Genomic DNA, 22,188 nt, shown 5'->3' on the forward strand with positions numbered 1-22,188 from the left:
ACGCCGTCGGCGCCCCGTACTGAAGGGAAGATCCCATGGATCTGTCCAACCGCACCGTCCTCGTCGTCGGCGGAACCTCGGGCATCGGGCGGGAGCTGGCCCGCCGGTTCGCCGCGGCGGGCAGCACCGTGGCCGTTGCCGGCCGCAACCCGCAGGCGCTCTCGGAACTCGCCGGAGAGGGCTTCGGCACGTTCGGTGTCGACGTCACCGACAACTGCTCCGTCGTGTCTTTCCGTGACGATGCGCTGGCCCGGTACCCCGAGCTGGACACGGTGGTCACGATGTCGGGCGTCATGCTCCTGGAGGATCTGCGCGACCCCGCGCACTTCGCGGCGACGGAGACGACGATCGACACCAATCTGCTCGGCACCGTCCGGGTCGTCGACGCCTTCACCCCGCACCTGATCCGGCGGGGCGCCGGCACGTTGATCACCGTCACCTCCGGCATCGCCTTCCTGCCGTTCCCGCCCATGCCCAGCTACGCCGCCTCGAAGGCCGCGGTGCACGCCTACTCCGAGGCGCTGCGCGCGCAGCTCGACGGCACCGGTGTCGGCGTCGTCGAGCTCGTGCCCCCGGCGGTCGCCACAGCGGGCCAGGAGAAGGTGAACCCGCACGCGCTGCCGCTCGACGACTTCGCCACCGAGGTCATGCACCTGCTCTCGGAGGACCCCACCCCCCGCGAGATCCTCGTGAAGGGCGTCCTCATGCACCGCTGGGCCGAGCGCGACGGCACCTACGACGGCCTCGTCGCACAGCGCTCACAGGCCCTGGCCATGCTCCCCGGCCGCCAAGGCTGACGCCCCTTCCGCGGCCTGCCCCCTTCGGTCCCCGTCGGCCCGGTGGAAGCGATCGGGGCAGGAAGCGGGACTCAACGCCGGATTGGCCTCTTCAGGCGAGGGGAGGTACCTGCGCCGTGGCCCGGTCCTTTCCGGGCGCGGCGTCAGGTACGGAGTCTGCCGTCAACGCGCCTGCCCATGGCGGCCATGACCGGTCGAGCGGATCCGGCCCACACCCTGACAGACATCCGATCTACTCGCCTCGCAGAATCCCGAACCCCTGGTCACCGATGGGCAAATCACGGACTAAGGGGCGCAAGTTGCCCGCCGCCGCGAGCAAAGGTCGGGTTGATTCGCCATCAGCCGTTGACGCGAGCGAAACAGGCTGATTATTTATGAATACTTTTTGTGGGCTCCTGCAACCCCGGAAGGGAACCCTTGCCGTGTCCGCTTCTTCCCGCCGTGACTTCCTCCGCCTCGCCGGTGCCACCAGCGGAGGTCTCGCCCTGTCGGGCGGTCTCTATCCGTTCGCCGCACACGCCGCTCCCGCCCGCCCGTCCAGCGTGGACATCGTCCCGGAGGGCAAGGCCACGTCGATCTGGTACCGCACGCCCGCCAACGAGGCACGCATCATCCAGGAGGCCCTGCCCGTCGGCAACGGCCGGCTCGGCGCGCTGGTCGGCTCCGATCCGGCGGACGACTTCCTCTACCTGACCGACGGCGCGTTCTGGACCGGCGGCAGCAACGACACCCTGACTGACGACGGTCAACTCCCCTACGGCCCTGATGACTTCGGCAGCTTCGGCCTGCTGGCCAAGCTCCGCATCGCGCTGCCCGGCCACTCCGGCGAGGCGGTGAGCAAGTACCGCCGCCGGCTCGACCTGAGCAATGGCGTGGTCTCCGCGTCGTACCTGCACGAGGGCAACCTCCACCGCCGCGAGGTCTACGCCAGCCACCCGGACGACGTGGTCGTCGTCCGGCTCACCGGCGGCCCGCACACCGGAACGGTCTCGCTGGCCGGCACCCACGGGGAGACCACCGCGGGCGGAGGCGGACAGCTCTCGTTCGCCGGGAAGCTCAAGAACGGGCTGCGCTACGCCGCCGCGGTCACCGCGGTCAGCACCACGGGCCGGGTCAGCGTAGACGGCGACAAGCTGTCCTTCGCCAACTGCCGTGAGCTGCTGATCGTGATCTGCGGCGGCACCGACTACTCCCCCGACGCCGCCAAGGACTTCCGCGAGCCGGGCACCGATCCCCTCGCCGTGGCCCGCACCAAGATCACCGCCGCGGCGAAGGTGTCCGGCAACGAGCTGCTGAAGACCCATGTGTCCGACTACCACCGGCTCTACAACCGGTTCACCATCGATCTGGGTGAGTCGTCGGCCCTGCAGCGGTCCCTGGACTCCTGGTCGCGCATAGCCGTGAGGTACACCGACGCGTCGACGCCGGACCCGGAGCTGGAGGCCGCCTACGTCCAGTACGGCCGCTACCTGACCATCACCGGCTCCCGCGACTGGCTGCCGATGAACCTTCAGGGCATCTGGGTGCACAACAACAACCCGGACTGGTACGCCGACTACCACACCGACATCAACGTCCAGATGAACTACTGGCTGGCCGACCCGGCCGGGCTGGGCGAGAACTCGTACGCACTCGCCCGGTACTGCGTGTCGCAGCTGCCGGTCTGGACCGACGTGACCAAGCGGCTGTACAACGACGACCGCAACCGGTTCCGCAACAGCTCCGGGAAGATCGCCGGCTGGGCGGTGGCGTTCTCCACCAACATCCACGGCGGCAGCGGCTGGGCCTGGCACCCCTCCGGCAACGCCTGGTTGTGCAACTCCCTGTGGCGGCACTACGAGTACAGCCAGGACCGCGAGTACCTGGAACTGATCTATCCCGTCCTGAAGGGCGCGGCAGAGTTCTGGCAGGCGCGCCTGATCACGGCCACCGTCACCGACCAGGACGGGGCCTCGCGCGAGGTCCTGATCGACGACACGTCCTGGTCGCCGGAGCACGGCCCGGACGGGAAGGGCAACACGTACGGGCAGGAACTGGCGTGGGAGCTCTTCGAAGAGTTCAAGATCGCCTCCCGCGTGCTCCACCGGGACACCGACCTGGCCGCCGAGCTGGACGCGCTGCAGGCCAGGCTCTACCTGCCCCGGGTGAGCCCGAAGACCGGCTGGCTCGAGGAGTGGATGACCCCGGACAACCTCGGCGAGGTCACCCACCGGCACCTGTCCCCGTTGATCGGCTTCTACCCGGGCGACCGGATCGCCGCCGACACCAGCCCGCCCGCCCTGCTCGAAGGCGTCCGCGCACTGCTCACCGCCCGCGGCATGGACAGCTACGGCTGGGCGTGCGCGTGGCGGTCGCTGTGCTGGTCCCGGTTGAAGGACGCGGACAAGGCCTACCAGCTCTACCTGACGATCCTGCGGCCGTCGATCACCAACAGCAACGGCACGGCGGCCAACTGGTTCGACATGTACAGCCAGGGCAGCTACACGATCTTCCAGATCGACGCGAACCTGGGCGGTGCCGCGGCCGCGCTGGAGATGATCCTCTACTCCCGGCCGGGCGTCATCGAGCTCCTGCCCGCGCTTCCCGGTGCCTGGGCGGCCAAGGGCTCGGTGACCGGGGCCGGCGCCCGCGGGGGCTTCGATGTGGATCTGGCCTGGCGCAACGGCAAGGTCACCGAGGCGACCGTCCGCAGCACCGGCGGGACGACAACCGAGCTGCGCGCGGGCGACTTCCGCAAGAAGCTGACCCTCAAGCCCGGCAAGTCCGTGACGGTACACATCTCCTAGCGCCGTTCGCGCGGCCTCGCGCGTCAGGCACCCGTGAGGGGGCCGCGCTCCAGGACGCTGGAGCGCGGCCCCCTCACGCGTGCCGGCCCTGGCGATGCGAGCCGCCCGCGACGTCGGCCGGACCGCGGCGAGGCCGAAGCGGGCGCCCATGGACGGAGCGGCCGCGCGGCCACGGGAAGTGATCAGGGTGGCACGAGGGCGTCGGCGGCGAAGAGGAATCCGCCGTAGCTGAGGGTGAGTCTCAGCCGGGCGCTGAGCCCTGGGGGTCTATGCGTGAGTGCCGGTGTCGATCCGGTAGCCGACGCCGGGCACCGTTGCGATGAGCCATGGTTCGCCGAGTCGTTTGCGCAGTGCGGAGACGGTGATGCGGACGGCGTTGGTGAAGGGGTTGGCGTTCTCGTCCCAAGCCCGCTTCAGCAGTTCTTCGGCACTGACGACCCCGCCCTCGGCGGCGACCAGGACTTCCAGCACGGCGAACTGCTTGCGGGTGAGCGCGACGAAGCGTCCGTCACGGAAGACCTCCCGGCGGAAGGGGTCCAGCCGCAGTCCGGCGATCTCACGGACCGGCGGCCGGGCGTACGCGCGTCTGCGGTCGAGCGCCCTCAGCCGCAGGACGAGCTCCCGCAACTCGAACGGCTTGGTGAGGTAGTCGTCGGCGCCGAGCCCGAACCCGGAGACCTTGTCGTCGATCCGGTCGGCAGCGGTGAGCATGAGGATCGGGATGCCACTGCCCGAGGCCACGATGCGCCGGGCGACCTCGTCCCCGGACGGGCCGGGGATGTCACGGTCGAGGACCGCCAGGTCGTAGGAGTTCACGCTCAGCAGCTCCAGGGCCGTGACTCCGTCGCCGGCGATGTCGGCCGCGATCGCCTCGAGCCGCAAACCGTCACGGACGGCCTCGGCCAGATAGGGCTCGTCCTCCACGATCAATACACGCATGCCCTCAGCCTAGACAGCACCGCATATCGCCGACGTATACAAAAGAGGTGCGCACACCGGACACGCGACTCAGCCCGCCGGTACCGGTGCGGGGCGAGGCCGGTCCGACGGCGCCTCCGCGGTGGAGCGCCACCAGCGGCGCGACGCCAGCCCGGCCAGCACGGCGCCGGCGGCGTTGACCAGTACGTCGTCCACGGAGGACACCCGGTCGAGCCACAGGACGTACTGCGCGACCTCGACCAGGACCGAACAGCCCGCCCCGAGCGCCAGGATCCGCGGCACGGACGCCGGCGCGGCGAACCGCATCGGGGCGAAGAACCCCAGCGCGGCGAACACCAGCAGGTTGCCGACGATCCCGCCCGGCCCCATCGTGACCAGGTCCCGCAGCGGTACCAGGCTCACCCGACGGGGAGCGACACCGGCCCCGCCACCCGGCATCATGGTCATCCACAGGAACGGCAAGGTCCCATGGACCATGCCCACCTCGGCCAGCGACATCCGCCACGCCGCTGTGACGCCTGCGGCACGCCGACGGCGCGCCAGCGCCCCCACCACCAGCAAAGCAAAGGGCAGCGCGACCAACGTCATGAGCACCACCCCGTTGAACGTGTCGAAGCAGCCGTGCCACCGCCCGGCCATGCACCTCGGAGCGGACATCATGAGCGGCCGCCGCACGACGAACACGGCGCTCGCCAGAGCGAGGACCGCCAGGCCGATGAGCACCACCCTGCGGATGCGGCGGGGCGGCGCTGGCAGGGATGCGTTGTGGTTCATGCCCCCATTGCAGACGGAGGGCCGTTGCGGTGGCGTATGCGATTTTCGATACGCCCGCGATACACGCGATCCCCGGCACCGAGAGGACGTGCTCGAAGCCCGCCGCGTGCCGTGCGGGCGGCCCTCAGTCCCGGGGCCCGCGATGGACCCCGGCGGATGCCGGGCTGCGGCAGCCACGAACGTCTCGCGAGAAGAGACCGAGGACACCGGGGGAACCGTGACGGGCCGCGCCCGACGCGCTACGAAGTCGCCCGCAGGACGTGGTACTCGGTGATCAGGTAGTCGGCCTCGTCATCGACGGCGTTCGTCTCCCAGTCCAGGTGGATCTCGGTGGGGTGTCCGTCGGAACCGAACAGTGCTTGTGCGACATCGGCGTTGTCCGCGCGGGCCTGTCGAAGCTCGGCGAGGAGACCTCCAAGGGTCGGCACGTTGTGCGGCTCGCCCGCGACGGTCCGCCGGGCGGACGCGTCGAGACCGACGGCCTCGACGACCTTCCCGTGCGCCACGGTGATCCGGTACTTGCCGATCCCCCCACGCTCACCGCCTTCGGACAGCAGCGTGAAGGAGTAGCGCTCCGGCTCGACCCAGCGGGGCGAGGACTCGGCAGTCGAATCGCAGGCGGCCGCCGGAAGCGCGAGGGCTGATACCGCGAAGAAGGGGAGGATACGGAGCCTTGCCATGGGCGTGCCCTTCCGTGATCGGGTACCACTCCGACGCACCTGCGGGTGTTCCGGTTCCGCACCGGAATCGACCGGCTCAGGGGCGTCTTGGCGCCCGGGTTCACAGCACGTTGGCGTTGGCCTCCGGGGCCGAGTGGATGCCACCGGTGCCACTGGCGACGCCCGCGGTCCCCGGGAGACGCCGTACCGCCGGCACGCACAGCAGCGCGGCGGTGGCCGGGACGGCAATGATCGTCATCGCGTACAGGGTCGGCCGCACGCCCAGGGTCTCGGACACCGGGCCGACGAGTGCCAGACCGAGCGGCATGAGGCCCTCCGACAGCAGGTAGTCGTACGAGCTCACGCGGGACAGGGCACTCTCCGGCACGTGTGTCTGCAGCGTGGTCTCCCACAGGACGAAGAAGAGGGAGACGGCAACGCCGGTGACCGCTTCGAGGATCGCGATCAGGGCGAGGGACGCGCCGCTGCCGATGATGACGGCTTGGCAGGAGGCCACGGCGAGCGCCGCGGCAGCCACAGCCATGGGGCGCGCGATCCTGAGCCGGTAGGCGCACACGTCTCCGACGACGGCGCCGATACCGAAGGCCGCGACCACCACCGACCAGCTTGCCGCACCACCCCACTCGTCCTCGGCCAGGACGGGTCCCAGCACGAACACCGACGGCAGCACGACGACGTGGTAGACCGCGATGGCCGCCATGCCGGACCACACCCACGTCCTGGTGCGCACCTGGTCCCAACCAGCGCGCAGTTCCCCGAGGAACGTCTTCGCGGTGGCGTCCTGCGTGGTCCCGGTCTCCGTGGCGCGGGGTCGGAGCCGGGCCAGGAACGCGGCACTGACCGCGAAGGTGAGGGCGTCCAGAGCCAGTGCGCCGCCGGGGCCGGCCAAGGCGATCAGGCCACCGGCCACGGCGGGGCCGAGCACCAGTCCGGACGACTGAACGAAACCCCGCAGGGCATTGGCCTCTCGCAGCCGGCCGGACGTGACGACCAGTGGCAGCAACCCGGTGGAGGCGGGCAGGAAGAACGCGTCCGCCGTGCCGAACACGACCAGCAGCAGGACGAGATGCCGGACCTCGGCAGCGCCGGTCAGCAGCAGCACGGCGATGAGACCCTGCGTGACGAACCGCACCACGTCGGAGAGAAGCATGATGCGGTGCCGCCGGAAGCGGTCCGCCCACACGCCGCCCACCAGGGTGAACAGCAGCATGGGCACGAGTCCCGCGGCGGCCACCAGTCCGATGTCGGCCGCGGACCCGCCCACCGAGAGCACGGCGAAGGGCACTGCCACGAACGACACACGGTCGCCCAGGACGGACAGGGACTGCCCGATGAACAGGCGGGCGAACTGCGGTTCATCGCGCAGTACGCCGGGGATCAGGGATTTCACGCGGTGACCGACCAGGGACGAGAGGACAGAACGGCAGCGACCGATGCTATGGAAGGCCGTCTTGTCAGTCACCTGAATTAACGGATCGCCGCCCTCACCGTCCCGGCCGGCAGCTCAGAACGCCCCAACGTGGCCAAATGCCGGTGAAGGTGGTGCGGGCGGGCATGGCGTCGTTGTGACATGGCCCAGTTGTGCCAGGCGGGATCGCTGACAAGGTCTGTTCGCCCAACGGATGATTCCGATGATTCCGAACGGCTTGTGAACCGCAGTTGTACATGGGCCTTCGCTCACGGCGGTTCGGTGCCCGGACGCCGGGATGACAGAAGGGATGCAGACACCGATGAGACGGATCCGCCTCTGGGCGGTGATAGCGATGTCGGCGACCGTGGCGACGGGTGCGATCGTGCCCGCCTCCGCGCAGCCCCCCTCGGGGGCCGCGGCACGAACGCCGGCGCCGCAAGACCGTACGACCACCGTGCGCCTGATCACCGGCGACCGGGTCACCGTCAGCGACGCGCCGAACGGCAAGAAGACCGCCTCGGTGCAGCACGCGCCGGGCCGTGACAGGGTCGTCTTCCAGATCACCGAGAAGGGCGGCGCCCTGACGGTGCTGCCCTCCGACGCGGCGACGCTGGTCCGCACCGGGCGGCTGGACGCCGGTCTCTTCGACGTGACCTCTTTGGTCGCCCAGGGATACGACGAGGCGCACGCCGACGCCCTGCCGCTGATTGTCTCCGCGCCGGGGAGTTCGGCGCCTGCGGCCAGGAAGGCGGACGCACTCGCCCAGTTCCATGCCGACGACGCCGGACCGCGGCAGCTGCCGAGCATCGATGCCCAGGCGCTGCGCGTGGCGGACCAGGATCTTGCCGCGTTCTGGAAGCAGCTCGTGCCCGCGGCCGATGCGTCCATGGCGAAGGTGACGGCGGCGACGCCGAGGATCTGGCTGGACCACAAGGTGCGTCCGACGCTGGACCGCAGCACCGCGCAGATCAACGCGCCGGCCGCGTGGGCGGCCGGTTTCCACGGCGAGGGCGTCAAGGTCGCGGTCCTGGACACCGGCGCCGACCAGACACATCCGGACCTGGCGGGCCGGGTCAGCGAGGCGAAGGACTTCAGCGACAGCGGTTCGACCCAGGACCACTTCGGTCACGGTACGCATGTGGCCGCCACCGTCGCCGGCAGCGGCGCCGCCTCGAGCGGCCTGCGCAAGGGCGTCGCGCCCAGCGCCGACCTGCTGATCGGCAAGGTGCTCGGCGACAGCGGTTCCGGCAGCGAGTCCCAGGTCATCGCGGGCATGGAGTGGGCCGCGACGCAGGGCGCCAAGGTGGTCAACATGAGCCTCGGCGCGGACATGCAGACCGATGGCACCGACCCCATGAGCCTGGCGGTGAACGAGATCTCCCGCAGCAGCGGCGCGCTGTTCGTCGTCGCCGCGGGCAACGCCGGCGAGCTCGGCGAGCTGACGGTGGGCTCGCCCGGCGCGGCCGACGCCGCCCTCACCGTCGGCGCCGTGGACCGCGACGACTCGCTGGCCTCCTTCTCCAGCCGGGGCCCGCGCTTCGGCGACAAGGCGGCCAAGCCGGACATCACCGCTCCGGGCGTCGGGATCGTCGCCGCGCGGGCCGCCGGCACGACCATGGGCGACCCGGTGGACGACCACTACGTCGCGGCGAGCGGCACGTCGATGGCTACGCCTCATGTGGCGGGTGCGGCGGCGCTGCTGGCCGGGCAGCATCCCGGCTGGACGGGTGAGCAGCTCAAGGACGCGCTGGTCAGCACGTCCCACACGGTGTCCGGGCAGGTGCCGACCGAGCAGGGCGGCGGCCGCGTGGACGTCAAGGCCGCCTTCACCTCCCCCGTCACCGCCACCGCCACGATCATCCTCGGCCCGTTCGACCGGGGCGGATCCCCGGTACAGCGGGCCGGCGTGGTCCGCTACACCAACAACTCCGGCGACGAGGTGTCGCTGAGCCTGCGGGCCGCGCTGACGGCCAAGGGCGGCAAGGAACTCCCCGCGCAGGCGCTGACGCTGGGTGCGGACACCGTCCGCATCGCCCCCGGTGCGACCGTCGAGGTTCCGGTCGGCGTCGACCCGTCGAAGGCGGGCCGCGGCTCCTACTACGGCTACGTCACGGCGACGTCCGCCGGCGGCGTCTCGGTCCACAGCACGCTCAGCCTGTGGGTGCGCGCCCCGATGCACAAGCTGACCGTCGACTCCCTCGGACTGGAGGGAGAACCCATGGCGTGGGCGCTGCTCGACGTCTTCGGAGGCGACACCGAGGTCCAGTTCACCGACATGGGGGTCGCCCAGGTCGAGGAGGGCACCTACCTGGTCGGCGGCACGCTGGCGGAGGACGGCGGCGACGGCGTCCGGGTGTTCCAGGTCGTCAACCCCGAGGTGAAGGTCACCAAGGACACCACCGTCACCCTGGACGCGCGCGAGACCAAGCCGGTGCGGGTGCGCACGCCCAAGCCCGCCGAGCGGCGCAACAACCTGACCTACCAGATGTACCGGAAGATCGACGGCGTCGAGCAGACCATGGGCGTCTACTACGAGGACGGCGGCGGGGACGTCGACCTGTGGGTGAATCCCACGTCCAAGGTCACCGAGGGCGAGTTCGAGTTCAACTCCCGCTGGGAGATGACCGCTCCCGACCTCGTGACCGAGGTGCGCGGCGCGGACTTCGGCCTCGAGTCGTTCTACGCCAAGCAGTCCGCGCCGTTCGACCCCGACGGTGAGCGGCTCGTCGCGGTGGACGCCGGCACGAGGGACAAGCCGGACCTGCGGCCCGCCACCGTGCGGGGCAAGCTCGCGGTGATCCGCGACGACTACGCGATGGACGGGTACGACCTGGCGGAGACGGCCGCGAAGGCGGGCGCGAAGGGTGTCGCGATCGTCCTGCCCCGGGGATTCCTCGCCTATACCAGCTGGAAGCCGATGGACACCCGTTCCGCCGTGCCCGTCATCCGGATGACCGGGGACGACGGCGCCAAGCTGCTGCAGTACATGGAGACGCACAAGGCCGTCATCGACGTCTCCGGGACGGTCGAGAGCCCGTACCTGTACGACATCACGGCGAACTGGCGGCAGCAGATCCCGCAGGACGTGACGTACACCGTCACCGACCGCAACACCGCGCGGGTGAAGGCCTCCTACGCCAACAACGGCGCGCTGCACTGGACCAGCGAGCAGCGCTTCAGCTGGCGCCCGTACACGGAGGTCGCCTGGGAGACCTCGCGCTGGGCGCCGACGGGCAAGGCCCGCACGGAGTACGTCACCTCCGGGGACACGCAGTGGATGCACGACGTCGCCTTCATGACCGGTCCCGACCTGTTCTACGGCGGGGCGCTCCAGTCCGGCCTGCGTGACACCCCGCGCACCTTCAAGACGGGCGAGAAGGCGACCGAGGAGTGGTACAAGGCCGTGGTGCGGCCGTCCATCCCGCGCGGCTGGAACCGTCCGGCCGTCCGGAACGGCGACATCCTCAGCGTGGCGATCCCGGAGTACACCGACGCGGTGGCGGGCCACTGGGGCCGCAGGCAGGTCGCCTCCTTCGGGGGAGGCATCGGCGGGCGGACCGCAGCGCCCGGCACGATGGACGACCCGTCCTACTCGCAGGGGGACACCGTGGCGGCAGTCCTCTACCGCGACGGCACGAAGGTCAGCGAGGCCGCGGGCGCGTGGGGGAACTTCTCCGTCCCGTCCGGAGCGGCCGACTACCGCCTGGACCTGACGACCGAGCGCGAGACCGAGTTCTGGCAGACCGGTACGAGGACCTCCACGTCCTGGACCTTCCGTTCGGACACCGCGGCCGGGGAAACGCTGCTGCCGCTGCTCCAGGTCGACTACGGCGTCCCCGCCGACCTCGACAACGCCGTCCGCGGCGGGAAGCGGCACGACCTCGGCCTGACCGTCAGGAACCAGGACGGGCTGGCCGCCCCCACCGGGGTCGAGCTGAAGGTCGAGGCCTCCTTCGACGACGGCAAGAGCTGGAACGGGCAGGTCCGCATCAAGGACCGCGGCCACAACCGGTTCACCGCCACCATCGAACGACCCGGCGACCGGCGCGAGGGCGCGTACGTGACCCTGCGCGTCACCGCCACCGACAAGGCGGGCAACACGGTCCGGCAGACGGTGGAACGCGCCTACCGGATCGCCGGGTAGGCACGCCCACCCGTACGACCACGGCGGGTGCCGGGGGCCCGGCCCCCGGCATCCGCCGTGGTCGTACGGACGTGGACCAACGCCGCCCGGAAGTCGCCCGTGCCGTGATGAGACCGGCTCACGGCGCGGTCGCCGCGGTGACGACGCCGCTCCGCGGTCATCGGCCGGCGATCAGGGCGTCGACCGTCATGAGAGCTCCAACGTGGCCGTCGGGCGGGCCGGGAGGGGAACATCCGGTGCCGCTCGGTGAACGCTCGACGAAGATCCGTCACGTAGGGTTACGCCGCGCGGCGGAGGCGACCTAGCCTCCGGGCATGTCTGACGTTTCCCGCCGTAAGGTTCTCGGCGCCCTCGCCGGTGGAACCGCCCTCTCCTTCCTTCCCCCGTCGCTGCACCAGGCGATGGCCGCGCCCATGCCGCGCGGCGGGATGGGCGCGATCGAGCACGTGATCATCCTGATGCAGGAGAATCGTTCCTTCGACAACTACTTCGGAACGCTCAAGGGCGTGCGCGGCTTCGGCGACCGTACCCGGCTGCGTCTGCCCAGCGGGGCGAGCGTCTTCGAACAGCCCCGGCCCGGCGGTGGCGACGTGCTGCCGTTCTCGGCCCGGCGGGCGGCGGTCGACGCGAACCGTCCCGAGAGCGACATCCAGTACCTGGGTTCGCTCGCGCACGGATTCTCCGACGCCAACCAGGCCCGGGGGAACGGCTGGTGGGACAACTGGATCGCCGCGAAGAGCCAGAGCACCATGGCCTTCTACGACCGGCACGACATCCCGCTGCAGTACGAACTGGCCGACCGCTTCACCATCTGCGACTCCTACTTCTGCTCCGTCTACGGTTCGACCAACCCCAACCGCAACTATCTGTGGACCGGCACGACCGGTTACGAGCCGGACGGCGCCGACCGGGCCCTCACCAACGCCGCGTACGACTACAAGCACGCCGGCTACGACTGGACGACGTACCCCGAGCGCCTGGAAGCCGCCGGCGTCTCCTGGCAGATCTACCAGGAGTGGGACAACTTCACCGACAACGCGGTGGAGTACTTCCGGCCCTGGAAGGAGATCGGCCGGAAGGTCCTGGCCGAGGTCAGCGGGCAGTACTCCACCACCGAACAGTTCTACGACGGCCTGTGGGACAAGACCGCGGACCAGCGCAAGGCCGCGCTGGCGCAGTTCCAGCAGGGCGTCGACGCGCTGACCAAGGCCGAGCGGCAGCTGTTCCTGCGGGGCGCCTTCCGCTCCGAGCCGGACACCCTCGTCCAGCGGCTCACCTCGGACATCAAGAAGGGCACGCTGCCGCAGGTCAGTTGGATCGTTCCGACGGCGGCGCTGTCCGAGCACCCCGGCAGCTCCACCCCGGTCGGCAGCGCCAATCTCGTCTACGACCTCCTCGACGCCATCGCCGGCGACCCGAAGACCTGGTCCAAGACGGTGCTGTTCGTCAACTTCGACGAGAACGACGGCTACTTCGACCACGTGCCCGCTCCGGTCGCGCCGAAGCCGGACTCCGGCAACAGCGAGGACTGGTACAAGGGAAGCCCGGTCGGTCCCGGCCCGCGCGTGCCGATGACGGTCGTGTCGCCCTGGACGGTGGGCGGTTTCGTCAGCTCGGAGGCGTTCGACCACACCTCGGTCATCCGGTTCCTGGAGAAGTGGACCGGTGTCCACGAGCCCAACATCAGCGCCTGGCGACGCACCGTGTTCGGTGACCTGACCTCGGCCTTCGACTTCGACCGCGCCCACCGGCAGCCCGAGGTGGAGCAGCCCGGCCAGGTGCCGGCCCCGGTCGGCCGGTGGAACCCCGTACCGCCCAAGGAGCAGTCGCTCCCGGACCAGGAGTCCGGAACCCGCCGGACGCGCCGCTCCCCGTACCGGCTCTCCCTGCGTGCGGAGGTGGCCGGCGCCGCCGTGCGGCTGCGGCTCGGCAACGAGGGCGGCGCCGGTGCCACGTTCACGGCCTACCCCGGCGACGGCACCGCTCCAAGCGCCTGGACCGTGGCCGCCGGCGAGAGCGCGACCGGGACGGTGGAGTTCGGCGCCGACGGCTACGACCTGCAGGTCCACGCACCCGGATGGTCGGTGTGGGAGCTGCGCGGCGCCGGTGTGGGCGGCGAGGCGTACCTCGTCGAGCATCCCGCACCCGGCCGGGTGACGGTGGTGTGCTCCAACCCCTCCCCCCACACCCGTACGTTCCTCGTCGGTGAGTCGGTGTACTCCCGCTCGCACGGCGACCGCGTGGAGACCGTCACGGTCAAGCCCGGCAAGTCCCACACGGTGCACCTCGACCTCGCGGACCACGGCTGGTACGACGTGGTGGTCGTGGACCGGGACGATCCGTCCTTCCTGCGCCGCATGACCGGCCGCCTGGCCGACGGCAAGCCCGGCATCACCGACCCGGAGACCGGCACGGCCCCCGCCCTGGCGGCGGCGATCAGCCTGCCGGCGGCGCTGCCGTCCCTGGACACGCCGTTCGCGCAGGGCAACCCGACCGATGTCGTGGTCACCGTGCGGAACCAGGGCGGCCGGCGGCTCGACGCCCTCTCCGTCGCCCTGCTCGCCCCGGCCGGCTGGACGGTCCGGCGGACCGCAGGCGCACCGACCGCACTGCGGGCCGGCGACTCGGCCGACGTGCGCTTCACGGTCACGCCCACCGGGGACGCCGCCGCCGGGCGGCTGGTCGTCGCCGCGCACGCCGACGACGGGCTGCTCAGGATCGCCGACGCCCGTGTCCTGGCCAAGGTCGCCCCGGCCATGAGCGTCGCGCTCACCGGTCCGGCGAGTTCTCCGGGTACCGACGGGACCGTGCTCACGCCGGGCGGGCCGGTCACCGTGACGGCCACCGTCATCAACGCCGGCGTCGCGCCGCTCACCGGACTGGCGGCCACGCCCGCACTCCCCGAGGGCTGGACCGCCACCGTCAAGGGCGGCGCCCCGGCGTCGGTTCCGGCCCGCTCGTCGGCGTCGATGGCCTGGGACGTCGTCGCGCCCGCCTCCGCCGCGCGTGTCTCCGGCAGTCTCAAGGTGACCGTGACGGCGAAGCTGAACGGCGGCGAGACGGAGGCTTCCGCGTCCCTGCCCGCCAGGACGGGGCCCGCCATGAGCGGCTATCTGCTCGCGGAGGACTTCGAGTCCGTCGCCCCCGCGCTCGTCGCTGCGGCCGATCTCAGCCGGCCCGGCCTGCTGGGCTGGACCCGGACCGCCCCCGACGGCTGGACGGTCACCAACGCGCCGACCATGCCCCTGGGTACGCGGGAGCTGCAGGGCTGGAGCTTTTTGTCCAAGCAGTTCTGGTTCCCCGCCGGGCAGGACCGTCCCGACTTCAGCCGGGCCCTCGGCGTGGTGGCCGTGGCCGACCCCGACGACTGGGACGACACCGGCAGCCCGTCCGGCCGGGGCCGGTTCGACTCGACGCTCACCACCCCCGCCGTGACCATCCCCTCGGGCACGTCCACCCTCCACCTGGGCTTCGACTCCCACTACCGGCAGGAGAGCCCGCAGGAGGCCGAGGTCACGGTCGCGTTCGACACCGGCGACCCGGTCCGGCTGCTTCACTACAGCAGCGCGACGTCCGGGAACACCAACCTGGGTCAGGACCAGGAGAACCGGCTCGTCCTCCTGTCCTGCCCCATCCCCGCGGGGGCGACGTCGGCGAAGGTCAGCTTCCGGATATTCAACGCGGGCAACAACTGGTTCTGGGCGATCGACAACGTCCGCCTGGGCACCGGGCCGATCGCCGACGCCTGACCGGCCGTAGGCCGGCCGGCTCCTTGGCGAGGCGGCGGGCATCAGCCCGTCGCCTCGCCCGTCAGCCGGGACCTCGGGGCGTTATGCGGTGCCGTTCGGGGACAGGAGCCGGGCGAGCCAGTCGGTACGGGTCCGGCGGGCCGTGGCCGAGATGCGCGCCTGCGGGTAGAGGGCGTCGAAGCCGTGGAAGCCGCCTGCCCATACGTGGAGTTCGGCCTGGCCGCCGGCCGCCCGGATGCGGGTGGCGTAGTCGGTGTCCTCGTCACGGAAGACCTCGGCGGAGCCGGTGTCGATGTAGGTGGCCGGCAGGCCCGACAGGTCGTCGGCCAGCGCGGGCGAGACGTGCAGGGCCACCTCGTCGCCGGTGAGGTCGCCCAGGACGGCGCGCCAGCCGAACTCGTTCATCTCGCGCGACCACACGGCGGGCCCGCCGGAGAACTGGCGGCTGGACTCACTGTTGTTGCGGTGGTCGAGCATGGGGCAGATCAGTATCCGCGCGGCGATCGCCGGGGTGCCGAGGTCGCGGGCCAGCAGGGCGACCCCGGCGGCCAGTCCGCCGCCCGCGCTGGCACCGGCGACGACGATCCGGCCGGGCGGCCTTGCCCCGGACCGGGACGTAGTCGGTGTAAGCGGGCTCCGCGGCGAGCGGTCGGTCGATCCGCGCCACGATGGCCTGGGCCGCCGCGCCGGCGAAGATCCGGTGGTGGTCCTCCTCGCTGGTCCACCCCTCGGTGACGTGGACGACGTCAGGGGCCGACGCGGAACGGGAGACGAGGTAGACGACGCAGTGTTCGCTCGCGCCGGGGCTGCCCTCGTTCAGGCCGGTCAGCGGGATCGCGACCAGCCGGTCTCCCATTCCTGGCCTGGCGGTCACCCGGGCGACGTCACCGGAGTCGGGCAACGTGTCGGCTACGACAACCCCTCGCAGTTCAGCCGTGAGTACCGCCGCCAGTTCGGCGCTCCCCCGAGCCGGGACGCGGCCCGCATGCGGGACGCCGCGCGCACCCCGTACGCGCCCCGACCAGGGCGGAGGCCCACGACGCCCCGACCGCCGGAAAAGCGGCTCACCCAGGCCTGCCCGCGAAGTGCCGTATTGTCGAATTGCGCCGCACAACGCAATTGCCGTTCCCGCGAGCCGGCGCTTTCCGGTGCCCCACGCGGCGCTCGCCCGGTCCACTGTCCCAGGACGCCCGCTGACGGCCCTCGCGGCGCGCGCATCACCAGTATGGGTGATGTTCGCCCCGCTCCCCGGATGCCGGAGCCCAGCCGTTCGTCGCATGAATGCGGTAATCGACTCGACCCGCGCACAATCGCTCGGAACATTCATTGACGCATCACCGCGCCGCCGATGAGACTCCATTTCCGGTAAAGGATATGCGAGGGGCAATCATGAAGTCGTTCGTGCACAGGGGACAGATCACGAAAGTGGTCTTCGGCACCGGAACGCGCGCGAGGCTCGCCGACGAGGTCCGGGCGCTGGAACGCGGCCGGGCCCTCGTGCTGTGCACCCCCGGACAGACCGGCCAGGCCCGCGAGGTGGGCGAACTCCTCGGCCCGCTGACCGCCGGCGTCTTCGACCAGGCGGCGGCCCACACACCCGTGGCGGTCACCGAGAAGGCGCTCACCGCGGTCCGGGCCGCCGACGCGGACTGCCTGGTCTCCGTCGGCGGCGGCTCGACCATCGGGCTCGGCAAGGCCCTCGCACTGCGGACCGGGCTGCCGCACCTCGCGCTTCCCACCACCTACGCGGGCTCGGAGATGACGCCGATCCTCGGCGAGACCCAGGGCGGGGTGAAGACCACCCGGCGGCTGCCCGAGATCCTGCTGGACACGGTCGTGTACGACGTCGACCTCACCTTGACCCTGCCGCCGCACGTCGCCGCGGTCAGTGGCCTCAACGCCATGGCCCACGCCGCGGAGGCGCTCTACGCGCAGGACGGCGACCCGCTGGCCTTCCTCGCCGCCGGTGAGGCCCTGGACGCCCTGGCCGAGGCGCTGCCGGCGATCCTGCGGGATCCCGCCGACACCGAAGCGCGCGCCACCGCACTGTACGGGGCCTGGCTGGCGGGGACCTGCCTGGGCACCGTGGGCATGGCCCTGCACCACAAGGTGTGCCATGTCCTGGGCGGCTCCTTCGACCTGCCGCACGCGCAGACGCACGCCGTCGTGCTGCCCCATGTCATCGCCTACAACGCTCCGGCGGCCGCGGCGGCCATGGCCCGGATCGGCCGGGCGCTGCCCGGTCCCGACCCCGCCGCCGCGGTCTTCGACTTCGCGGGCGGTGTCGGCGCACCCCGGGCACTGCGCGACCTCGGCATGCCCGAGTCCGGCATCGGGAAGGCCGCCGACCTGATCGTCAGCGACGGCTACTGGAACCCGCGGCCGGTGCACCGGGACGCCGTTCACGACCTCCTGCGGCGCGCCTGGGCCGGGGAACCGCCGGCCCGGGCCGTCCTCGGCCCTTCCTCCGACCCGATGGGAGCCCGTCATGCGTGACCTCACCGACAGCAGCATCACAGAGGCGGTCGTCGCCGCCGTCCGCGACGCGAAGGACGCCCGCCTCGCCGAGATCCTCCAGGCCCTGGTCCGCCACGCGCACGACTTCGTCCGCGAGACCGGCCTCACGGAGGAGGAGTGGGCGCGCGGCATCGACTTCCTCACCCGCACGGGACAGATGTGCACCCCCACCCGGCAGGAGTTCATCCTGCTCTCCGACGTGCTGGGGATCACGATGCTGGTCGACGCGCTCGGCAACCGGCGCACGGCGGGTTCGACGCAGAACAGCGTCCTCGGCCCCTTCTTCCGCGACGACCGTCCGCAGGCGGCCGACGGCGCCGACATATCCGGCGGACTGCCCGGCACGCCCTTGTTCTTCGAGGGACTGGTCACCGACGACCACGGCACGCCGGTCGCGGACGCCGGGATCGACGTCTGGCACAGCGACGCGGACGGCCACTACGACGTGGACGTCCCCGGCCTGTCCGACCCGGCCATGCGGGCCCTGCTGCGCACCGACGGCGAGGGCCGCTTCCGTTTCCGCTCGATCCGCCCGTCGAGCTACCCCATCCCGGACGACGGGCCCGTGGGCGAGCTGATGCGGGCCACCGGCCGGTCCGTCATGCGGCCCGCGCATCTGCACGTCGTGATCGCAGCCGAGGGCTTCCAGCGCGTGACCACGATGCTGTTCCCCTCCGACGACCTGTACCTCGACCAGGACCCGGTCTTCGGCGTCAAGCAGTCGCTGGTGGCGGAGTACGCGAGCCACCCGGCCGGCACCGGCCCGTACGGCACGCGGACCGACGAGCCGTACACGCTGCTCCGTCACACCTTCGTGCTCGAGCCGGGACGGTCGGCTCATGACCCGCGGCCTTCCTGACGGGCGGCTCCCGGCACTGCCGGACCTGCCGGCGCACGTCGTCCCGCGGCCGCGGGTGACCCGCCGCATCCTGCAGGCGCTGGCCGGTCATCCGGTGCTGCTCGTCGCGGCCTCCGCCGGCGCGGGCAAGACCACCGCGGTCCTCCAGGCGGCACGGGCTCTGCCGGGCCCGGCCGCCTGGATCCCCCTGGGTGGCCTCCCCGCCGGGGACGGCGCGGGGGAAGCGCTTCGCGACCGGGTGGCGGAGGCGGTGGCGGTGTGCGCCGCGGGCGCGGGGCCACCCGTTCTCGTGGTCGACGGGCTGGAGCACATCGCGGGCCGCGCGACCGCGAAGGACGCGCTCACCGCGCTCGTCGCGCAACCGCCCCCGGGGCTGCGACTGGTGCTCGTCAGCCGAGCGGAGCCGCCACAGGGCTTCGGCGGTCTCGGCGACGTCCATCGCGTCGCGTTCCTCGACGACACCGACCTCGCCTTCGACGTCCCCGAGGCCGCCCGCGCCCTGCGCCCCGCCGGACTCGACGGCCAGGCGCGGTTCCGGGTGCGGGCCACCGGGGGCTGGGTCACCGGTGTCCTGCACGACTGGTGGGCGACGGATCCCACGGCCCCGGCCGGCAGGCTCGACCTCATCTCCGCCGGCCTGCTGCGGCAGCTCACCGAGGACGAGGTGGCACTGCTCGTCGCCACCAGCGTGCTGGACGAGGTGACCGCCGAGTCCGCGAACGCGCTCGGGTTGTCCGGCCCGGACCGGGTGATGGCCTCACTGCGCCACCGCCGGCTGCCGCTGACCTGGTCCCATGACGGCACGCGTGTGCGTGTGCTGCCGCGGTTCCGCCACTACCTGCGCAGGCGCGCCGACGCCATGGAGGAGGGCGCCCGGCGCGAGTTGAGGCGCCGGCACGCCGCGTTGCTCGAGTCGGCGGGCCGTCACGAGGAAGCCGTGACGGAGCTGCTGATGGCCGGAGAGTCGGCGGCGGCCCGGCGCGGCGCCGAACAGGTCCTGCCCGGCATCCTGGACCGGCTGGACCTGGCCACGGCGGAGAGCTGGCTCGACCGGATGCGACCGGTCCCCGGACCGCCCGCCCCGGGGCTCGCCTCCGCCGCGCTGCGCGTCGCGTTCGGCCGCGAACAGTGCTGGCGCGGGCTGCGGCTGGCCGACCACCACGGACCGTCCTGGTGGGGCCGGCTGCCCGAACAGCCCGGCGGCACCGAGGACCTGGCGCTGCTGGTGTGGTGCTTCTGGCACGCGGGCAGGACCGACGAGGCCCGGCGGATGCTGCGCGTCATGCCCCCCGGCCGTCACCGCGACATCGCCGCGGCCCTCATGTCCCTCGCGGACGGCGGCTCCCTCACCCCGCTCCCGGAGCTGCGGGCCGACGCCACGGGCCCGGTCGAGGTCATGCTGATGCGCATCGCCTACACGGGCGGCCGGCTCGCCGGACTGCAGGGCGATCCCGCTCCGTACGGCGCCTGGCACCGTGCCACCGGCACCCCCTGGACGGTCGCGGCGCTGCGCGCTACAGGACGCATCTCCCAGGCCGGCGACATGTACGCCTCGCTCGGCGACGGGCCCCGGCCGGTGTGGCTGACGGCCATCGACGGCGTGGAGCTGATGGCCGACCTCGGACGGCGCGAGGAGGCCTGGACGTCGCTGGAGGCCGGACGTCCGGCCATCGCCGCGACCGGCTCACGCGTGTACGAGATCCTCAGCCTCCTGCTGGAGGCGAAGCTGGCCCTGCGGCTCGACCGCGACCTGACGCGGGCCGCCCGGGCGCTGGCCGCGGCGGCCCGCCGCGGCAGCTCCCGCTATGCCTTCACGAGGGAACTGGCCGGCACCTGGTACGGGCTTCAACTCCTCCTGGCGGGGCGGGACCTGGAAGCCGCCCGCGAACTGACCGACACGGTCGGCGCCATGACCGCGGGCGACCGGCTGCTCGAACTGCCCACCGCCGCCGTCTACCTGAGCGAGGCGATGTGGCGTGCCGGCGACGCGGAGGCCGCCGACGCCGCGGCCGACCTGGCCCTGGAGGTCGCCGCGGCCCAGGGCGGCCGCCATCTGCTGCTGCAGGCGCTGGACGACGTGCCTGCGGTCGCCGTGCGCAGGGCGGACGCCGAGCCGTCGCACTCCTCGGCGTGGCACGAACTGGTGGCGGCGCTGTCCTCGGGCCGGGCGCTCGGCGCCCCGGCGGCACCACGGCTGGTGCTCGAGGAGTTCGGGGTGGTCCGGCTGTCCGCGGACGGGCGGGAGGTCCATCCGCGTCTGGCCAAGAGCACCGAACTGCTGGCGTTCCTGCTGACCAGGCCCGCCGCGACCGCGCGGCGGGCGACGCTGCTGAACTGCTTGTTCCCCGGCCGGAGCGACGCCGCGGGGCGCAGTTACCTGCGGCAGGCGGTGTACCGGCTGCGGGAGGTGCTTCCCGAAGGGATGGCGCTCGTGCAGGAGGGTGACGTCTACCGCCTGACGCCCGAGGCGTCCGCGGCGGGCTCCTCGGGTGGCTTCCGGCGCCTGCTGGCCGAGGCCGGCAGGCAGGACGGCGAACACCGGCTCCACACCCTGCTGCGGGCACTGCGGACCGCGGGGGCCGGCCCGTACTTCGAGGGCGTCTCCACCCCGTGGCTGGACGCCCGGCGCGAGGAGCTGGCGGCGGCCCTCACCCAGGCACAGGTCGACGCCGGCGCCGTCGCCCTGCGCCTGGGCCGGATCCGCGAGACCCGTGAGCTGGCGGGGGCGGCGCTGGCCCGTGATCCGTACCGTGAGCAGGCCTGGCGGCTGGCGCTGGCCGGCGCGGAGGCCGCCGGCGACGACGACGAACTCCTCGACCTGTACCGGGGTTACCTGCGGGCCATGGCCGATCTCGGCGTGCGCCCGTCGGAGGAGATGAGACGCCTGGTCGAGCGGCTGCGCCGATGAGGCGTGAACCCCCGGCCACGGTGCGGTTTCCCCGGCATTAACAGGTGGCGGCGCACAGTTCACCACGTCCACCAGGGCTCGGCTCACTCCTCATCGGAGGTCTCCCATGACTGACACCCTCGACATGACCGTCGCCTTCCGCGCCACGATGGGACGCCTGGCCACGGCGGTCAGCGTCATCACCACCCGGACCGCAAGCGCCCCCGTGGGCATGACGGCCAGTGCGGTCTCCGCGCTGTCCCTGGACCCGCTGCAGCTGATCGTGTGCATCGGAAACCATCTGTTCACCCGCACCGCGATCGCCGAGCACGGGCGCTTCGCCGTGAACGTCCTGGGCGAGGACTGCGAACACCTGGCCCGCACCTTCTCCGCCCCGGTGCCGGACCGCTTCGCCGGCGTGGCCGTCGACGAGGACCACGGAGTGCCGGTGCTCAAGGACGCGATCGCCGCGATGGTCTGCGACGTCTCCCAGGCCCTGCCGGGCGGCGACCACACCATCTTCGTCGGTGACGTCCGGCACTTCGAGCACAAGACGCAGGCCCGTCCGCTGCTCTACTTCGCCGGCGGATTCGGCGTCATGAGCTAGGTCCCGCCGAGCGGTCGCGTACCACCGCGACCTCCTCA

Annotated in this window: 12 protein-coding genes and 3 pseudogenes; 9 read left to right on the forward strand and 6 right to left on the reverse strand. The window is 71.9% G+C overall.

What is annotated here, in order from left to right; genetic code table 11:
* Positions 1–35 precede the first annotated feature (35 nt).
* Both AC3EUJ_RS14055 and AC3EUJ_RS14060 read left to right on the forward strand, forming a co-directional pair.
* On the forward strand, positions 36–797 hold the full coding sequence (locus AC3EUJ_RS14055) for an SDR family oxidoreductase (protein WP_431961510.1): 762 nt from the start codon (positions 36–38) through the stop codon (positions 795–797).
* A gap of 422 nt (positions 798–1,219) precedes the next feature.
* Positions 1,220–3,583 carry a glycoside hydrolase family 95 protein gene (locus AC3EUJ_RS14060; RefSeq protein WP_431961511.1) on the forward strand — a complete coding sequence of 788 codons (2,364 nt, stop codon included), beginning with the start codon at positions 1,220–1,222 and terminating at the stop codon, positions 3,581–3,583.
* A gap of 267 nt (positions 3,584–3,850) precedes the next feature.
* Here AC3EUJ_RS14060 and AC3EUJ_RS14065 read toward each other — a convergent pair whose 3' ends face one another.
* The 4 genes from AC3EUJ_RS14065 to AC3EUJ_RS14080 form a co-directional block, all read right to left on the reverse strand.
* On the reverse strand, positions 3,851–4,522 hold the full coding sequence (locus AC3EUJ_RS14065; RefSeq protein WP_431961512.1) for a response regulator transcription factor: 672 nt from the start codon (positions 4,520–4,522) through the stop codon (positions 3,851–3,853).
* A gap of 69 nt (positions 4,523–4,591) precedes the next feature.
* Positions 4,592–5,296 (reverse strand): VanZ family protein, encoded by a 705-nt coding sequence (locus AC3EUJ_RS14070; protein ID WP_431961513.1) that lies wholly within the window; start codon positions 5,294–5,296, stop codon positions 4,592–4,594.
* A gap of 239 nt (positions 5,297–5,535) precedes the next feature.
* Positions 5,536–5,976 (reverse strand): DUF6174 domain-containing protein, encoded by a 441-nt coding sequence (locus AC3EUJ_RS14075; protein ID WP_431961514.1) that lies wholly within the window; start codon positions 5,974–5,976, stop codon positions 5,536–5,538.
* 100 nt (positions 5,977–6,076) lie between these two features.
* Positions 6,077–7,366 carry an MFS transporter gene (locus AC3EUJ_RS14080; protein WP_431961515.1) on the reverse strand — a complete coding sequence of 430 codons (1,290 nt, stop codon included), beginning with the start codon at positions 7,364–7,366 and terminating at the stop codon, positions 6,077–6,079.
* 340 nt (positions 7,367–7,706) lie between these two features.
* Between AC3EUJ_RS14080 and AC3EUJ_RS14085 the strand changes: the two genes are divergently transcribed.
* Both AC3EUJ_RS14085 and AC3EUJ_RS14090 read left to right on the forward strand, forming a co-directional pair.
* Positions 7,707–11,531: a S8 family serine peptidase gene (locus AC3EUJ_RS14085; protein WP_431961516.1), complete on the forward strand. Its 3,825-nt coding sequence runs from the start codon at positions 7,707–7,709 to the stop codon at positions 11,529–11,531.
* A gap of 314 nt (positions 11,532–11,845) precedes the next feature.
* Positions 11,846–15,280, forward strand: coding sequence for a phosphocholine-specific phospholipase C (locus AC3EUJ_RS14090; RefSeq protein WP_431961517.1), 3,435 nt, complete (start codon positions 11,846–11,848; stop codon positions 15,278–15,280).
* Positions 15,281–15,361: 81 nt separating this feature from the next.
* Here AC3EUJ_RS14090 and AC3EUJ_RS14095 read toward each other — a convergent pair.
* Together AC3EUJ_RS14095 and AC3EUJ_RS14100 are read right to left on the reverse strand one after the other, a co-directional pair.
* Positions 15,362–15,874 (reverse strand): annotated as a pseudogene (locus tag AC3EUJ_RS14095) (alpha/beta hydrolase fold domain-containing protein); the annotation flags it as partial.
* Positions 15,873–16,136 (reverse strand): annotated as a pseudogene (locus AC3EUJ_RS14100) (putative quinol monooxygenase); the annotation flags it as partial. The pseudogenes AC3EUJ_RS14095 and AC3EUJ_RS14100, both read right to left, overlap by 2 nt.
* Before the next feature lie 15 nt (positions 16,137–16,151).
* On the opposite strand from AC3EUJ_RS14100, the pseudogene AC3EUJ_RS14105 reads away from it, so the two are divergent.
* The 5 genes and pseudogenes from AC3EUJ_RS14105 to AC3EUJ_RS14125 all read left to right on the forward strand — a co-directional run.
* A pseudogene (locus AC3EUJ_RS14105) lies at positions 16,152–16,289 on the forward strand (AraC family transcriptional regulator); the annotation flags it as partial.
* Between the two features lie 380 nt (positions 16,290–16,669).
* Positions 16,670–17,776, forward strand: a complete 1,107-nt coding sequence (locus AC3EUJ_RS14110; protein ID WP_431961518.1) for a maleylacetate reductase — start codon at positions 16,670–16,672, stop codon at positions 17,774–17,776.
* On the forward strand, positions 17,769–18,656 hold the full coding sequence (locus tag AC3EUJ_RS14115) for a dioxygenase family protein (RefSeq protein WP_431961519.1): 888 nt from the start codon (positions 17,769–17,771) through the stop codon (positions 18,654–18,656). The genes AC3EUJ_RS14110 and AC3EUJ_RS14115 overlap by 8 nt, the downstream gene beginning before the upstream one ends.
* Positions 18,637–21,564 carry an AfsR/SARP family transcriptional regulator gene (locus AC3EUJ_RS14120; protein ID WP_431961520.1) on the forward strand — a complete coding sequence of 976 codons (2,928 nt, stop codon included), beginning with the start codon at positions 18,637–18,639 and terminating at the stop codon, positions 21,562–21,564. Before AC3EUJ_RS14115 ends, AC3EUJ_RS14120 begins: the two co-directional genes overlap by 20 nt.
* 106 nt (positions 21,565–21,670) lie before the next feature.
* Positions 21,671–22,150, forward strand: a complete 480-nt coding sequence (locus tag AC3EUJ_RS14125) for a flavin reductase family protein (RefSeq protein WP_431961521.1) — start codon at positions 21,671–21,673, stop codon at positions 22,148–22,150.
* Positions 22,151–22,188: the final 38 nt, after the last annotated feature.

The sequence above is a fragment of the Actinacidiphila sp. bgisy160 genome (assembly GCF_057707815.1).

What these genes read in the sequence shown, in the direction of transcription:
- AC3EUJ_RS14055 (WP_431961510.1), top strand. Translation starts at nt 36, where the DNA reads ATGGATCTGTCCAACCGCACCGTCCTCGTCGTCGGCGGAACCTCGGGC.
- AC3EUJ_RS14065 (WP_431961512.1), bottom strand. Translation starts at nt 4,522, where the DNA reads ATGCGTGTATTGATCGTGGAGGACGAGCCCTATCTGGCCGAGGCCGTC.
- AC3EUJ_RS14070 (WP_431961513.1), bottom strand. Translation starts at nt 5,296, where the DNA reads ATGAACCACAACGCATCCCTGCCAGCGCCGCCCCGCCGCATCCGCAGG.
- AC3EUJ_RS14075 (WP_431961514.1), bottom strand. Translation starts at nt 5,976, where the DNA reads ATGGCAAGGCTCCGTATCCTCCCCTTCTTCGCGGTATCAGCCCTCGCG.
- AC3EUJ_RS14085 (WP_431961516.1), top strand. Translation starts at nt 7,707, where the DNA reads ATGAGACGGATCCGCCTCTGGGCGGTGATAGCGATGTCGGCGACCGTG.
- AC3EUJ_RS14090 (WP_431961517.1), top strand. Translation starts at nt 11,846, where the DNA reads ATGTCTGACGTTTCCCGCCGTAAGGTTCTCGGCGCCCTCGCCGGTGGA.
- AC3EUJ_RS14110 (WP_431961518.1), top strand. Translation starts at nt 16,670, where the DNA reads ATGAAGTCGTTCGTGCACAGGGGACAGATCACGAAAGTGGTCTTCGGC.
- AC3EUJ_RS14115 (WP_431961519.1), top strand. Translation starts at nt 17,769, where the DNA reads ATGCGTGACCTCACCGACAGCAGCATCACAGAGGCGGTCGTCGCCGCC.
- AC3EUJ_RS14120 (WP_431961520.1), top strand. Translation starts at nt 18,637, where the DNA reads ATGACCCGCGGCCTTCCTGACGGGCGGCTCCCGGCACTGCCGGACCTG.
- AC3EUJ_RS14125 (WP_431961521.1), top strand. Translation starts at nt 21,671, where the DNA reads ATGACTGACACCCTCGACATGACCGTCGCCTTCCGCGCCACGATGGGA.